This window comes from Streptomyces sp. NPDC006655, from assembly GCF_040703965.1.
In the GTDB taxonomy this organism is placed as follows: Bacteria; Actinomycetota; Actinomycetes; order Streptomycetales; family Streptomycetaceae; genus Streptomyces.
The window spans coordinates 13,795-27,408 of sequence record NZ_JBEYJU010000106.1; the positions used below are offsets into that span (position 1 = coordinate 13,795).

General features: G+C 73.9%; 10 protein-coding genes. 6 read left to right on the forward strand and 4 right to left on the reverse strand.

The window, feature by feature from the left end; translation table 11 throughout:
• Positions 1-24 precede the first annotated feature (24 nt).
• From AB0958_RS37705 to lanKC, 4 genes are all read right to left on the reverse strand, one after another.
• The gene (locus tag AB0958_RS37705; protein ID WP_366895000.1) at positions 25-1,743 is read right to left on the reverse strand and encodes an ABC transporter ATP-binding protein; all 1,719 of its coding nucleotides are present in this window, start codon (positions 1,741-1,743) and stop codon (positions 25-27) included.
• Positions 1,740-3,755 carry an ABC transporter ATP-binding protein gene (locus AB0958_RS37710; protein ID WP_366895009.1) on the reverse strand — a complete coding sequence of 672 codons (2,016 nt, stop codon included), beginning with the start codon at positions 3,753-3,755 and terminating at the stop codon, positions 1,740-1,742. Before AB0958_RS37710 ends, AB0958_RS37705 begins: the two co-directional genes overlap by 4 nt.
• A 112-nt stretch (positions 3,756-3,867) precedes the next feature.
• The gene (locus tag AB0958_RS37715) at positions 3,868-3,984 is read right to left on the reverse strand and encodes a SapB/AmfS family lanthipeptide (protein WP_046732101.1); all 117 of its coding nucleotides are present in this window, start codon (positions 3,982-3,984) and stop codon (positions 3,868-3,870) included.
• Positions 3,985-4,042: 58 nt separating this feature from the next.
• A complete protein-coding gene (gene lanKC, locus AB0958_RS37720) occupies positions 4,043-6,631 on the reverse strand; it encodes a class III lanthionine synthetase LanKC (protein WP_366895001.1) in 2,589 nt (862 codons plus the stop codon).
• 196 nt (positions 6,632-6,827) lie between these two features.
• Here lanKC and AB0958_RS37725 point away from each other — a divergent pair, with 196 nt between their 5' ends.
• The 6 genes from AB0958_RS37725 (at position 6,828) to AB0958_RS37750 (ending at position 13,507) form a co-directional block, all read left to right on the forward strand.
• Positions 6,828-9,272: a SpoIIE family protein phosphatase gene (locus AB0958_RS37725; RefSeq protein WP_366895002.1), complete on the forward strand. Its 2,445-nt coding sequence runs from the start codon at positions 6,828-6,830 to the stop codon at positions 9,270-9,272.
• 66 nt (positions 9,273-9,338) lie between these two features.
• On the forward strand, positions 9,339-9,611 hold the full coding sequence (locus AB0958_RS37730) for a hypothetical protein (protein WP_366895003.1): 273 nt from the start codon (positions 9,339-9,341) through the stop codon (positions 9,609-9,611).
• A 155-nt stretch (positions 9,612-9,766) separates the two neighbouring features.
• Positions 9,767-10,834: a glucose-1-phosphate thymidylyltransferase gene (locus tag AB0958_RS37735; RefSeq protein WP_366895004.1), complete on the forward strand. Its 1,068-nt coding sequence runs from the start codon at positions 9,767-9,769 to the stop codon at positions 10,832-10,834.
• On the forward strand, positions 10,831-11,829 hold the full coding sequence (gene rfbB / locus AB0958_RS37740; protein WP_132894262.1) for a dTDP-glucose 4,6-dehydratase: 999 nt from the start codon (positions 10,831-10,833) through the stop codon (positions 11,827-11,829). Before AB0958_RS37735 ends, rfbB begins: the two co-directional genes overlap by 4 nt.
• Positions 11,829-12,710 (forward strand): dTDP-4-dehydrorhamnose reductase, encoded by an 882-nt coding sequence (gene rfbD, locus AB0958_RS37745; protein ID WP_366895005.1) that lies wholly within the window; start codon positions 11,829-11,831, stop codon positions 12,708-12,710. Before rfbB ends, rfbD begins: the two co-directional genes overlap by 1 nt.
• On the forward strand, positions 12,707-13,507 hold the full coding sequence (locus tag AB0958_RS37750) for a class I SAM-dependent methyltransferase (RefSeq protein WP_366895006.1): 801 nt from the start codon (positions 12,707-12,709) through the stop codon (positions 13,505-13,507). Before rfbD ends, AB0958_RS37750 begins: the two co-directional genes overlap by 4 nt.
• Positions 13,508-13,614: the final 107 nt, after the last annotated feature.

The following is a 13,614-nucleotide window of genomic DNA, read 5'->3' on the forward strand; positions in this document are numbered from 1 at the left end:
CTCCGGGGGCCTGGAGCGGCAGGATTACGTGACAGGGCTGCGTGACGGTGCCATCAGGTCCTGGTAGAGCGCACACGTGCGCAGCAGTTCCTCGTGGGTGCCGTACGCCGTGCGGGGACCGTCCATCACCAGGATCCGGCGGGCGCGCCGCGCCGAGTCGATCCGGTGCGCGACCACCACCAGGGTGCCCCCGGGCCGCGCCGCGAAGGCCCGCTCGGCGCGGGCCTCGGCCGCCGGGTCGAGATGGCAGGTGGCCTCGTCGAGAAGGGCGAGCGGGGCCGGCGAGAGGTACGCGCGGGTGAGCGCGATCAGCTGCCGCTCGCCGGCCGACAGCACCGCCGGGCGCACCGGGGCGTCCGGTCCGCCGAGCCTCTCCAGCAGCGGGGTGAGCCCGACCGCCTCGGCCGCGGCCAGCAGCTCCCGCTCGGGGACCGGGTCCGGGCGCAGCAGCGCGAGGTTCTCCGCGAGGGTGCCGGTGGTGACGTACGCCTCCTGCGGGATCAGCACCCGCAGGGCGGCTGCTCGCGTCCCCGGGACGGGGTGACCGCACACCCGGATCTCGCCGTGCGCCGGGTCCAGCAGGCCGGCGGCCAGCGCGGTCAGCGTCGACTTGCCGATGCCGCTCGGTCCCACCACGGCGAGGTGACCGCCGTGCGGGACGCACAGGTCGAGACCGTCGAGGACGGGGGTGCTCGCCGGACCGTAGGCGAAGGTGACGGCGGTGAGGGTGAGGGCCGCGGATTCGGTGTCGGCCGGGTGGTCGCCGGGGGCGTCGGTGTCGGCCCGGGGGGCGCCGGGGCTTGGGGGTGGTGGGCCGCTCTCCGCCGGCGGGCACAGCCTGCGCAGCACGACCGTGAGGCGGGCCCCGCTGGTGCCGAGGCCGTGGACGAGGTTCTGCAGGGCGGGCAGCAGGGACTGCGTGACATAGGCGAGCGCGCCGACCAGGGCGCCCGGGGTCACGCCGTGACGGAGCAACCAGGGCGCTGCGGCGAGCAGCAGCACCAGGGGCAGCTGGCCGCCGACGGCCAGGGCCGCCACTCGTACGACGCCGAAGCGGGCCAGCGCCCGGGCGGCCCGGTACTCGGCATCGACGCGCTGCCCGACGCCCGCGGCGACCCGCTCCTCGGCGCCCGCCGCCGTGACGTCCCGCAACCCCGGGCACACCTCGCCCAGTTCGGCGGCGAGGGCCTCGTCCGCGACGAGGAAGGTCTCCTGCCGGCGGGCCAGCGGGCGCAGCGTCGCCGCGAACAGGCCCAGGCCGGCGAGGAGCGGCGGGCCGACCACCAGCAGCAGCGGGGGAGCGAGGGTGCACAGCCCGGCGAGGGCGCCGGCCGCCGTGAACACGAACGAACGGGACACCATCACCAGGCCGGCGAGGGTGTCCCGGGCGATCTCCGCCTGCTGGGTCAGCCCGGACAGCGCACCCTTGTCCGCGTCCCGCACGCCGCGCGCGACCACCCCCGCCACCAGCCGGTCCCGCACCGGTTCGACCAGGTCGGCGACCACGCCGTACACCCGCCGGGTCCCGTACGCCCCCACCGCCACCCCGCCCCCGGCCGCCGTGAGCCACGCCAGGCCGGTCGGCACGTCCCCCGCCAGGAACCCGGCGTCCAGCGCCCGAGCCAGGGCGTACCCGAGCAGAAAGGTCTGCCCGGCCTCCAGCACCGACCACAGGACGAGCCGCAGCAGCACCCGACCGGGCACCCGCAGCAGCCCCCGCGCCTGCCACCCCCGGGCCCTCACACCGTCCCTCCGTCCGCCCCGGCGGCCCGCGACACGCCGGATGCCCGCTCCGGCCGCGCGAAAGCGACGACGTCGCTTCCGTCCCGCACCGCTCCGGAGCCCGACCCACTCCGCTCTCGGCCCGGATCCCGCGCGCCACCCCCGGCGTCCCCTCGTCCCACCCGGGTGTGCCCCGCGTCGACCCGCCCGGCGCCCGTCCCTCGGACGGCTGCTCCTCCCGCGCCGGTGTGGTCCCCGTCAGCCTGGCCCGCGCCCGCTTGCCCGGCGTCCCCTTCTTCCGCGCCCGCTTGCCCCGCGTCGCCCTCCCCCGCGGGCCACTGCCCCTCGTCCGTCGCCCCCAGCTCCCCGAACACCGCTCGGTACTCCGGATCGCGCCACAGCTCCGCGTGCGTGCCCAGGGCCCGTACCCGGCCCCCGTCCAGCCAGGCCACCGTGTCCGCGTGGGCCGCCGTCGTCGCCCGGTGGGCGACTATCAGGCGGGTCGGGCCGGGGGCCAGCAAGGCCCGGGTGACGTGGTGTTCGGTGACCGTGTCGAGGCTGGAGAGGGCGTCGTCGAGGACGAACAGCCGGCCGGGATGGGCGAAGGCACGGGCGAGGCCGAGGCGTTGGGACTCGCCGCCGGAGCGCGGGGCGTCGGCCAGGCGGGTCGCGTAGCCGTCGGGCAGCCGGCGGACGTAGGCGTCGGCCTGCGCCTTGCGGGCGGCGGCCCGGATCCCTGCGGGGGCCGGGGCGGTGCGGCCGAAGGCGATGGTGTCCTCGACGGTCGTACCGAGCAGAGCCGGGCGGGCGAAGGCGTAGGTGACGGCCCGGCGCAGGTCGTCGTGGGGGAGGGCGGGCAGCGGCACGCCGTCGAGGAGCACCTGCCCGGCGTCCGGGTCGGTCAGCCGGCCGGCCAGTTCGGCCAGCAGGGACTTGCCCGTGCCGGAGCGCCCGACCACCGCGAGCACGGTGCCGCCGGGCACGTTCAGGTCGACGCCGTCCAGCACGGCGCGGCCACCCCGGCGGGCCGTCACCCCGCGGAACTCCAGGCGGCCGGGACCCGGCGGGAGCGGGTGGCCGCCGTGCCCGGGCACCGGACACGCGGCGACCTCGCCGAGGCGCCCGGCGGACGCGCGGGCCCGGGTGAGCGCGGCCAGCTGTCCGACCAGGACGCCGACGCCGGTCGCGAGCACGGCGTAGCGGGAGGCGGCCAGCACCTCGCCGACCGAGATCCGGTGCCGGGCCAGCAGCAGGCCGGCCACCGCCACGACGGCCAGCTGGAGCAGCGGGCCCGCGGCGACCGCCTGGGCGGCGGCCCGGCCCTGCACCCGCCACATGCGGTGCCCGGCGCGGGCGAGTTCGGGCAGCGGGCGCAGCACCCGGGCGGTCTCCCGCTCCTGGAGGCCGGCCGCCGCGATCGTCCGGTGCCCGTCGACCGCCTCCGCCAGCGCGGCCGCGATCCGGCCCTGCACCCGCTGGTACTCCGCCACGCACGCCGAGGTGTCCCGGGTGAACGCCCGCAGCAGCACGGCGAGTACGGGTGCCCCGGCCAGGAACACGGCGGCCAGCCAGGGGTCGATGAGAACGAGCGCGACCACACCCCCGAGCGGTCCGGCCAGCGCGGCGAGCAGCGCGGCGAGGGCGGCCGGACCGGTTCCGGCCTGTGCGGCGTTCCCGACCAGCCGGGCGATCAGGTCCCCGGCGCCGAACCGGGCCACCGCGCGCGGCCCGAGCGCCAGCACCCGCCCGGTGAGCAGCTTGCGCAGTCCGGCCGTGGCCCGCGCGTCGACGGTCCCGGCGAGCACGCTCGCGGCCCCGTCCAGCACGGCGAGCAGCAGCACCAGAGCGGCGGCCCGCGCCACCCACCCGGCCGCCGGGGCACCCGCCAGCAACAGGTCCAGGGCACGGCCCAGCACGGCGGGCAGTGCCAGGGCCGCCGCGGTGGCCGCCGTGCTCACGGCGCACAGCGCCGCGCAGCGCACCCCGGTGTGGCGCAGGGCGCTGCGCATCGGATGGTGCCCGGATGTCGTCATCACGCCCAGCCCTCGGGTCGGCGCCGGTGTCGGCGAAGCCGGTACGGCGAAGGCCCCGGACGGGCCCCTTCCCGCAGGAAGGGGCCGCCCGGAGCCCGGTTCGCGGTGCTGGTCAGAGACAGAGCAGGACGCTCGCCGCCGACACGCACGACAACAGGCTCACCGTGCTCGCACCGCCGCCGTCGTGACGCTCTTCGGACTCCATCGTCTGCAGGTCGAGAAGTGCCATGGTGTGTCCTTTCCGGGGACCGAGCGGTCCCCCCGGTGTTGTTGGGGACGGGGTTGTGTCACGACTCCGCCGGAGCGGAGCCGCGTTCTGGGGCCGCCGATGGCGGCGGGAGGAACGGCAGGTGGGCGGCGCGGTCACCGTCGAGGGCGGCCGTGAGCGCCAGCAGACACCCGGCGGTTCCGGTGGCGAGGTCCATGGACAGGCGCATCATCTGGTGGCCCGGGAAGGCGAGTTGGCCCTGGTAGGCCATCGCGAACCAGCCGAGCCCGTCGACCTGGGCGGCGAGCCGCGCCGGGTCGGCGCCGGTGCGGGCGAGGTGCAGGACCATCCCGGCCCGGCCCTGGAACAGGCCCGGCTGGGCGTAGAAGCGCGAGGTGGCGGCGATCAGGATGGCGGCGCGGGCGGCCGTGAACGCGCCGTCCTCGTCGGTGCCGTGGGCGAGCCAGTCGTCGAGGACCATGCCGATCCCCACGCTGCCGTCGCCGAGGTAGGGCAGGGTGCGCCAGCCCTCGTCGACGTCCAGGCCGCCGCCCTTCTGGACCACACAGCGGTCCAGGTCCCGGCGCAGTGCCGCCTCGGCCGCCGCCAGCAGTGCGGGCTCGCCGGTCCGCTCGTACCGCCGCAGCAGGAACAGCGCGGGCCCGGTCGCGCCCCGCATCAGCCCGGCGCGCCGCCGTGGCGCGTCCGGCAGGGGCTCGGCGAGTCGTCGTACGAGGATCTCGGCGGCCTCCGCGGCCCGCTCGCGCAGCTCCGGCTCGCCGGTCGAGTCGGCGAGGGAGTCGAGGACCAGGCCGAGACCGGCCAGGCCGCCGTGCAGGTCGGAGGAGAGGTTGCGCCAGTTCTCCCGGAGGATGCCCGCGGTGAGGTCGAGGGCGCGCTGCCGGTGGCCGAGCGCGGCCAGGACGTGGGCGACGCCGGCGAGACCGTCGTACAGGCCGAGCGGGGTGCCGGGCGGCGGCGGTGCCGTGTGGTCGAGCAGCCAGCGCTCGCCCTCCTCGTAGCGTTCGGCGCCGGCCCGCTCCAGGGCGTACAGCACCCCGGCCGCGCCGTGCGCCAGGCCGAGCCCGCCGCCGTCGCCGAACTGGGCGATGTCACCGGGGAAGAGCCGGTCGTCGCGCTCGGGGGTGGCGGCGGCCAGGATCGCCTTGACCATGGAGTCCCTGCTGTGCGGCCAGTCGGCCGGTACGACGGGACGCGCGGCCGGGGCGCCCCGGGTGATCTCCGCGACCGCCTCGTCGAGGAAGGCGCGCGGCACGTCGGGGAACTGACCGGCGATCACGTCCGAGAGGTGCGCCGCCTTGCTCCGGTCGACGACGAAGAGCGTGGTCACCGGCAGGAAGAGCGCCAGGCGCAGACACGCCAGCGCGTAGCGGTCCACCTCGACGCCCCTGCGGTCCGGCGGGGCGAAGAAACCGGGATGGGCGACGATCTGACGGCCGTTCTCCGCGACCGGGGCGGCCGCCTCGAAGTCGATGAGGAACACCGACTCGTCGTCGGGGCCGACCATGATGTTGAACACGTGCAGGTCGTTGAAGACGATCCCGCGCGCGTGCACCACCGCGACGGCCTCCTCCACCTTCCGGTGGATGCGCAGCGCCCACTCCGTGTAGTCACGCACGGCGCCCGGATCGGGGTCCGGGACGAGCAGCGGATGCCGCTCGGCGAAGTAGGCGTTGAGCGGACGGCCCGCCAGGTGGTCCATCACCAGGAACCGGTGCTCGCCCAGCGTGAACCAGTCCCGCACCTCCGGCACCACCCCGGTGCCCGCCACCGCCTCCAGCGCCTCCTTCTCCCGTGCCAGCCGGGCCACCGCGTCGGCGCCGTCCGCCGCGAGCCCCGCGTGCGGCCGGCCCTCCTTGAGCACCACGCGCCGGCCGTCCCGGGTGTCGGTCCCGGCGTACACCCCGCCGCCGTTGGAGAAGTGCAGCGCCTTCTCGATCCGGTACGGCAGGTCGCCCACCGTGGTGGCGTCCCGCGCCGCCAGCTGCGGCCGCAGGAACTCCGGCAGCGTCACCCACTCCGGGACCTGGAAGGAGGGTGCCCGCCGGTCCGGCACCGGCTTCCCGTCGCCGTCCCGCACCGCGGTCACCAGCGAGCCCCGCTCGTCCACCACGTACGAACGCGCGAAGGCGCCGTACCGGACGTACAGCGGGCCGTCGTTCCAGCGCAGGTCGGTCAGGATGTACGGCCCCTCGAAGCCCTCCAGGAGGGCGCCCAGCTCGCGCAGCACCTGCTGGAGCCGTTCCTCGCCGTCCGGGTAGACGGTGACGAACTTGCCGCTGGTGTCGCGGCCCGCGTACTTGGCGTTGCGCAGGTGCAGCAGATGCGGTCCCGGCACGAACTTGAACGGGATGCGGCGCGGCACGCAGTAGTCCCACACGATCGCCGCGATCCGCTCCGCGTTCGCCCGGGTGGCCGACGAGTGGATCTTCCAGCCCTGAGCCGGCGACGGCAGTGGAGCGCCGTCCGCGCCGACCGGGGTCATGGTCAGCCAGTCGCCGGAGCGCGCCGCGCGCCAGCCCTCCGGCACCGTGCGCCGCGCCGTCGCGAACAGCGGTTCCGCCGGTGACCCGGCCGTCCCGAACCGGTCGGGTGTGTCGTAGAAGTGCCCGTCGGCGAGCGCGTACACCTCGTAGCGCCTGTCCATCCGCATCCCTTCCGTGGCCCGCCCTGACACTTTCAGGCGCGGCACGGTCGCGGACAGTCACGTCTGTCACGAGGTCACCGTGCACAACGCACGGGTCAAGAAATGTTCGGTGGGTTTCGAGCGCAGGGGGCCCGCCGGTCTCCGCGGTACGGTCACAGGGGCTGCGCGGACGCCCTATAAGCGCTGTAATGGCGGCGTGGTCAGTGAGGGCGCTGCGGTACGCGGAACGAGAACGGATCGCGCCGAAATCGCCCTCGAAACGCTCATCGGCGATCGCGGCGCACCCGAGCGGCTCCGCCGCGTGCTCGAACAGGCGCTGGTGTTCTCCGGCGCGGCGTTCGCCGGGGTGTACACGCTCGGCGACGAGGGAGCGGTGCTCCGCCTCACCGAGTGGGCCGGCCTGCCCCGCACCCTGTACGGGCTGCGCGACGCCTACCCGGCCGTGGGCCAGTCCCCGGCCGCCGAGGTCCACCGCAGCGGACGGCCCCTGTGGCTCGGCCCCGCGGAACTGAACGACTGCCCCGAGGCCCGGCGCACCCCGGCCCAGGACTTCTCCCTGGCCGTCCTGCCGGTGCCCGGTGGCGCCGGACTCCTGGTGGCCGTCAGCGAACGGGACGACGGGTTCGGCCCCGAGGACCGTGCCTGCCTGGACCTGGTGGCCGGCGCGGTCCGCCTGCCCGGCCCGCTCCCCGCGGCCGCCGACAGCGGCGAACTGGCCGGGGACGCGTTCAGCCTCGCCATGGACACCGGCCGCATCGAGGTGGGCGACGGCATCCTGGACCTCTTCCGGATGGAGCGCGACGATTTCGACGGCAAGGTCGAGACGCTGCTGGCCCGCACCGTCCCCGAGGACGTCCCCGCCCTGATGTCGGTCGTCGAGGCGGACCACATGTCCATCGGCGACCGCGAGCTGGAGTTCCGCGTGCTGCAGCCCTCGGGGTCGCCCAGGTGGCTCAGACTGCGCGGCCGGCTGGTGCCCGGCGGCGAGGGTCGCCCGGCCCGGCTGGCCGGGACCGTCGCCGACGCCTCCACCCTCCGCTCCGACGTCACCGACGTGGCCCGGGTCCAGCGGCTCGCCGCCGCCCTGGCCACCGCCGGCACGGTCAAGGACGTCAGCCAGGCCGTCGTCACCGCGCTGCGCGGACCGCTCAAGGCCGACCGGATCGCCCTGGCCGAGCTGGAGAACGACCGGCTGGTCGTGACCGTCCTCGACCCGCCCGACGCCGAAGCCTGGCCCGAGCTGTGGCGCAGCGAGTGGCGCACCGAGTGGCCGGACGCGCCCGTGCGCTCCATGCCCACCCTGGCCGCCGCCCTGCGCGCGGGCCGCGCCCGCATCTGGCCCGCCCCGACCACCCTGGAGCCCGCCCTGGCCGAGGTCGGGCCCGGCGGTCTCGCCATCCTGCCGCTGCCGGCCGGCGGCCGGATGGCCGGCGCCTGCCTGATCGGCTGGGACAGCCCGCACGACTTCGGACCGGACGAACGCGCCCTGCTCACCGCCTCCGCGGGCCTCGCCGGGGAGGCGCTGATGCGCGCCCACGCCTTCGACGCCGAGCACGAACTCGTCGGCATGCTCCAGCGCACCCTGCTGCCCCGCCGGCTGCCCGCCCTGCCCGGCGCGGTCGCCGTCGCCCGCTACCTGCCCACCACCCAGGGCCTGGAGGTGGGCGGTGACTGGTACGACGTGATCCCGCTGCCCGACAACCACGTGGCCCTCGTCATCGGTGACGTGCAGGGCCACAGCGCGGCCGCCGCCACGCTGATGGGCCAGATGCGCACCGCGCTGCGTGCCTACGCGGCCGAGGGACACACCCCCGACGTGGTCGTCTCGCACGCCAACCGGCTCCTGATGGACATGGAGAGCGACCTCTTCGCCACCTGCTGCTACGTGGACGTCGACATGGAGGAGGGCACCGCCTGGTGCGTGCGGGCCGGGCATCTGCCGCCCGTGCTGCGTCACCCGGACGGCGTAACGGAGATCACCGAGACCGAGGGCGGCCCGCCGCTCGGCGTGCTGACCCAGACCGAGTTCCCCATGACCCAGCTCAGCCTGCGCCCTGGCACCGTGCTGGCCCTCACCACGGACGGCCTGGTCGAGCGGCCCGACAGCGACATCGACGACGGCATGGCGCGCTTCGCCGAGAACCTCGCCGCCTCCGACCCCGCCCACCTCGGCCTGGTCGCCGACGCCCTGCTCGGCAACGCCCCCCGTGCCGACGACGTGGCCCTGCTGCTGATGCGCTACGACGGCATGGCGGTGCGCCCGCTGCGGGAGAGCTGGACGGTGTGGCGGGTCCCGGAGGCCGCCCGGCACGCGCGCCGCTTCAGCAAGCGCAGCCTGCGCTCCTGGGGCGTCACCGACGACGCCATGGACGTCGCCCTGCTGGTGGTCTCCGAACTCGTCACCAACGCCCTCATCCACACCGAAGGACCGGTCCGGCTCGATCTGACCCTGGTCGACCACCGGCTGCGCATCGCCGTCGCCGACTCCTCGCCGCGCAGCCCGGTGAAACCCACCAACATCGGCTGGGAGGCCACCGGCGGGCGCGGCATCCTCCTCGTCGAAGCGGTGTCGGCCACCTGGGGGACCGTACCGGTCAGCGGCGGAAAGCAGGTGTGGGCGGACCTCGTCCTCGACGGCTGAGACCCGGCGGTGCCTTTCCGGCCGTCTCGACAGGCGCCGCGGGCCGAGCCTTCTTAATGTCTTGTCGTGGCACACACCTTCGAAGAACTGGTGGCGAAGCACCGCGCGGCCGACACGGCCCACGACAAGGTCCTGGAACTGCGGGACGCCTACGGGCCGCCGGCCCGGCAGGCGCCCGGCGGCGCCCAGTCGGCGACCTACGAGACGGCCCTGCGCGCCTGGCGCGACCTGGCCCGCGACGAACAGACCGCAGTCAGCGAGTACGCCCGTGACCAGGGCCGCTCGCGGGCCGAGGTGGAGGCGGAGGTGGCACGGGCGGCAGCCGGTCCGGGAGCCTGAGATCAGGCAGCCTGAAATCACCGTACAAAACGGGCGGAAAGCCGGTTGGCGGCACCTCGTGGTCACATGGCACCCGCACCAGGGCCATACTGTCGTGACCAGTCAGGAAAACGGAAGAACATCTCAATCAGATGTTCACCTATAAGGTGTAGCGAATGAAGGCTTTGGTGCTCTCCGGCGGTGCCGGAACCCGGCTGCGGCCGATCACCCACACATCGGCGAAGCAGCTCGTGCCGGTGGCGAACAAACCCGTGCTGTTCTACGGGCTCGAATCCCTTGCCGCCGCGGGCGTCACCGAGGTCGGGATGATCGTCGGCGACACCGCCGCCGAGATCGAGGAAGCGGTCGGCGACGGATCGAAGTTCGGTCTGAACGTCACGTACATCCCCCAGGACCGGCCGCTGGGCCTGGCCCACGCGGTGCTCATCGCGCGGGAGTTCCTCGGCGACGACGACTTCGTGATGTACCTCGGCGACAACTTCATCGTCGGCGGCATCAGCGGACTCGTCGAGGAGTTCCGCGAGACCCGGCCCGACGCCCAGATCCTCCTCACCCACGTGCCCAACCCGCGGGCCTTCGGTGTCGCCGAGCTCGACGCCGACGGGCAGGTGGTCGGCCTGGAGGAGAAGCCGCAGGAGCCCAAGAGCGACCTGGCACTGGTCGGCGTGTACCTCTTCACGCCCGCCATCCACGACGCCGTGCGCGCCATCAAGCCGTCCTGGCGCGGCGAGCTGGAGATCACCCACGCCATCCAGCACCTCATCGACCAGCGCGCCGACGTGCGCTCCACGGTGATCAAGGGCTACTGGAAGGACACCGGCAACGTCGTCGACATGCTGGAGGTCAACCGGACCGTCCTGGAGGCCCAGGAGCCGCGCATCGACGGCGAGGTCGACGAGGCCAGCCAGATCGTCGGCCGCGTGGTCGTCGAGGCCGGTGCGCGCGTCACGGGCTCCCGGATCGTCGGTCCGGTCGTGATCGGCGCCGGTACCGTCGTCAGCGACTCGTACGTGGGCCCCTTCACGTCGGTCGCGGAGAACTGCCGGATCACCGCGAGTGAGCTGGAGTTCTCCATAGTGCTGCGGGACTCCTCCATCGACGGGGTGGGCAGGATCGAGTCCTCGCTGATCGGCCGGCACGTCGAGGTGACCCCGGCACCCGGCACCCCCAGCGCCCACCGCCTCGTTCTCGGAGACCACAGCAAGGTGCAGATCCGTTCATGAATCTCCTCGTCACCGGCGCCGCCGGCTTCATCGGCTCCACGTACGTCCGCGGCCTGCTCGCCGCCGACGGCCCCGACGCGCCGCACATCACCGTGCTGGACAAGCTCACCTACGCGGGCACCCTGACCAACCTGCCCGAGTCGCATCCCCGCCTCACCTTCGTGCAGGGCGACATCTGCGACGCCGAGCTGGTCGACAAGCTCATGGCCGAGGCCGACCAGGTCGTGCACTTCGCCGCCGAGTCGCACGTCGACCGCTCCATCGACGGCGCGGGCGCGTTCGTCCGCACCAACGTGGTCGGCACCCAGACGCTGCTGGACGCGGCCCTACGCCACAACGTCGGCCCGTTCGTGCACGTCTCCACCGACGAGGTCTACGGCTCCATCGAGACCGGCTCCTGGCCCGAGAGCCACCCGCTCCAGCCGAACTCGCCGTACTCCGCCTCCAAGGCCTCCTCGGACCTGCTGGCGCTGGCCTTCCACCGCACCCACGGCCTGGACGTCCGCGTCACCCGCTGCTCGAACAACTACGGGCCGCACCAGTTCCCCGAGAAGGTCATCCCGCTCTTCGTGAGCAACCTCCTCGACGGCAAGAACGTCCCGCTCTACGGCGACGGCAGCAACGTCCGCGACTGGCTGCACGTCGAGGACCACTGCCAGGGCATCGACCTGGTCCGCACCGGCGGCCGGGCCGGCGAGGTCTACAACATCGGCGGCGGCACCGAGCTCAGCAACAAGGAGCTCACCGGCCTGCTCCTGGAGGCCTGCGGCGCCGACTGGGACCGCGTGGACCGGGTGGCCGACCGCAAGGGCCACGACCAGCGCTACTCCGTCGACTGGAGCAAGATCCGCGACGAGCTGGGCTACACCCCCAAGCACGACTTCACCTCCGGCCTGGCCGACACCGTCGCCTGGTACCGCGACAACCGTGACTGGTGGGAGCCGCTCAAGGAGCGTGCCGCCCTGGAGTCCCGCAAGGAGCAGGAGAAGCACTGATGAAGTGGCTCGTCGCCGGCGCGGCCGGGATGCTCGGCCGGGACGTGGTCGAGGAACTCCGCCGCCGGGGTGAGGAGGTCGTGCCGCTCGGCCGGGACGACCTCGACATCACCAGCGCCGACTCGGTGGAGTCGGCGCTCGCCGGGCACACGCCCGACCTGGTGGTGAACTGCGCCGCCTACACCGCCGTCGACGACGCCGAGACCGACGAGGAGCGGGCCCTGCTGATCAACGGCACGGGCCCGCGCCTGCTGGCCCGTGCCGCCGCCCGGCACGGCGCCCGCCTCGTGCACGTCTCCACGGACTACGTCTTCGACGGCGAGGCCCGCAGCACGCCGTACCCCGAGGACCACCCCACGGCCCCCAGGACCGCCTACGGCCGCACCAAGCTGGCCGGCGAGCAGGCGGTCCTGGAAGAGCTCCCTGGGGCCAGTGCAGTGGTCCGCACGGCCTGGCTGTACGGCGTGCACGGCCGCAGCTTCGTCCGCACCATGCTCGAGCTGGAGCAGAAGCTGGACACCGTGGACGTCGTCGACGACCAGCGGGGGCAGCCCACCTGGACCGCCGACCTTGCCATACGTATTGCACAGCTTGGACCAAGGATCTCCCAAGCGACCAATGTTCACGGTATGTTCCACGGAACCAGTTCCGGTGAGGCCAGTTGGTACGACCTGGCCCGGGAGGTGTTCCGGCTTGCCGGGGCGGACCCCGAGCGGGTGCGCCCCACCGACAGCCGGGCCTTCGTCCGGCCCGCGCCCCGACCGGCGTACAGCGCCCTGGGGCATGCCCGATGGCGTGAGGTGGGTCTGGAGCCGTCCCGGGACTGGAGGTCAGCACTGCACGATGCACTGCCCCAGATCCGCAAGGAGATGTCCCAGTGAAAAGGCACGAGTTCCTCCGGGAACTCCACAAGGTCAGCGCGAACCGCAACTACCTGGAGATCGGCGTCAACGACGGCCGCAGTCTGACGCTCTCCAGAGTCCCCAGCATCGCGATCGACCCCGCCTTCAAGGTGGTCTCGGAGATCCGCTGCGACGTGCACCTCGCCAAGGCGACCAGTGACGACTTCTTCGCCAGGGAGAACCCCCTGGCGCACCTCAGGGGAGGCCGCCACCCGCTGCGCAACGTCGCACGCAACCGCAGCCCGTTCGGCTACTGGCAGCGGACCACGCTCGACCTGTCGTTCATCGACGGCATGCACCTGTTCGAGTACGCGCTGCGGGACTTCATCAACATCGAGCGGCACTCCGACTGGGCGAGTGTGATCGTCTTCGACGACATGCTGCCGCGCAACATCGACGAGGCGGCCCGTGACCGCCACACCGACGCGTGGACGGGCGACGTCTACAAGCTGGTCGAGATCCTCAACCGGTACCGCCCCGACCTGGTGACCGTCCTGGTCGACACGGCCCCCACCGGCCAGCTCGTCGTCTTCGGGGCTGACCCGTCGAACACCGTCCTCAAGGACAAGTACGACGAGATCATCGCCGAGTTCGAGGTTCCGGACCCGCAGAAGGTCCCGGAGTCGATCCTCGGCAGGACGACGGCGGTGACCCCGGAACAGCTGGTCGGCGCGTCCTTCTGGAAGCCCCTGGTGGCTTCCCGCAACAGGGGGACCAAGCGCGAGCGAGGCTGGGAGCCGCTGAGCCGCGCGCTGCGTCAGCTCACGGCGGCCTGAGCCCTACGCGAAACGGCGAGGGGGGGGGCCCCCCCCGGGGGGGAGGCCCCCCCCGGCGCGAAATCTACAGCGGGGCCGCCCCCCCACCCCCCCGGGGGGGAGGGGGA

Excerpts from the sequence above, each read along its gene's own strand:
- AB0958_RS37710 (WP_366895009.1), bottom strand. The coding sequence starts at position 3,755 with ATGACGACATCCGGGCACCATCCGATGCGCAGCGCCCTGCGCCACACC.
- AB0958_RS37715 (WP_046732101.1), bottom strand. The coding sequence starts at position 3,984 with ATGGCACTTCTCGACCTGCAGACGATGGAGTCCGAAGAGCGTCACGAC.
- lanKC (WP_366895001.1), bottom strand. The coding sequence starts at position 6,631 with ATGGACAGGCGCTACGAGGTGTACGCGCTCGCCGACGGGCACTTCTAC.
- AB0958_RS37735 (WP_366895004.1), top strand. The coding sequence starts at position 9,767 with ATGAAGGCTTTGGTGCTCTCCGGCGGTGCCGGAACCCGGCTGCGGCCG.
- rfbB (WP_132894262.1), top strand. The coding sequence starts at position 10,831 with ATGAATCTCCTCGTCACCGGCGCCGCCGGCTTCATCGGCTCCACGTAC.
- rfbD (WP_366895005.1), top strand. The coding sequence starts at position 11,829 with ATGAAGTGGCTCGTCGCCGGCGCGGCCGGGATGCTCGGCCGGGACGTG.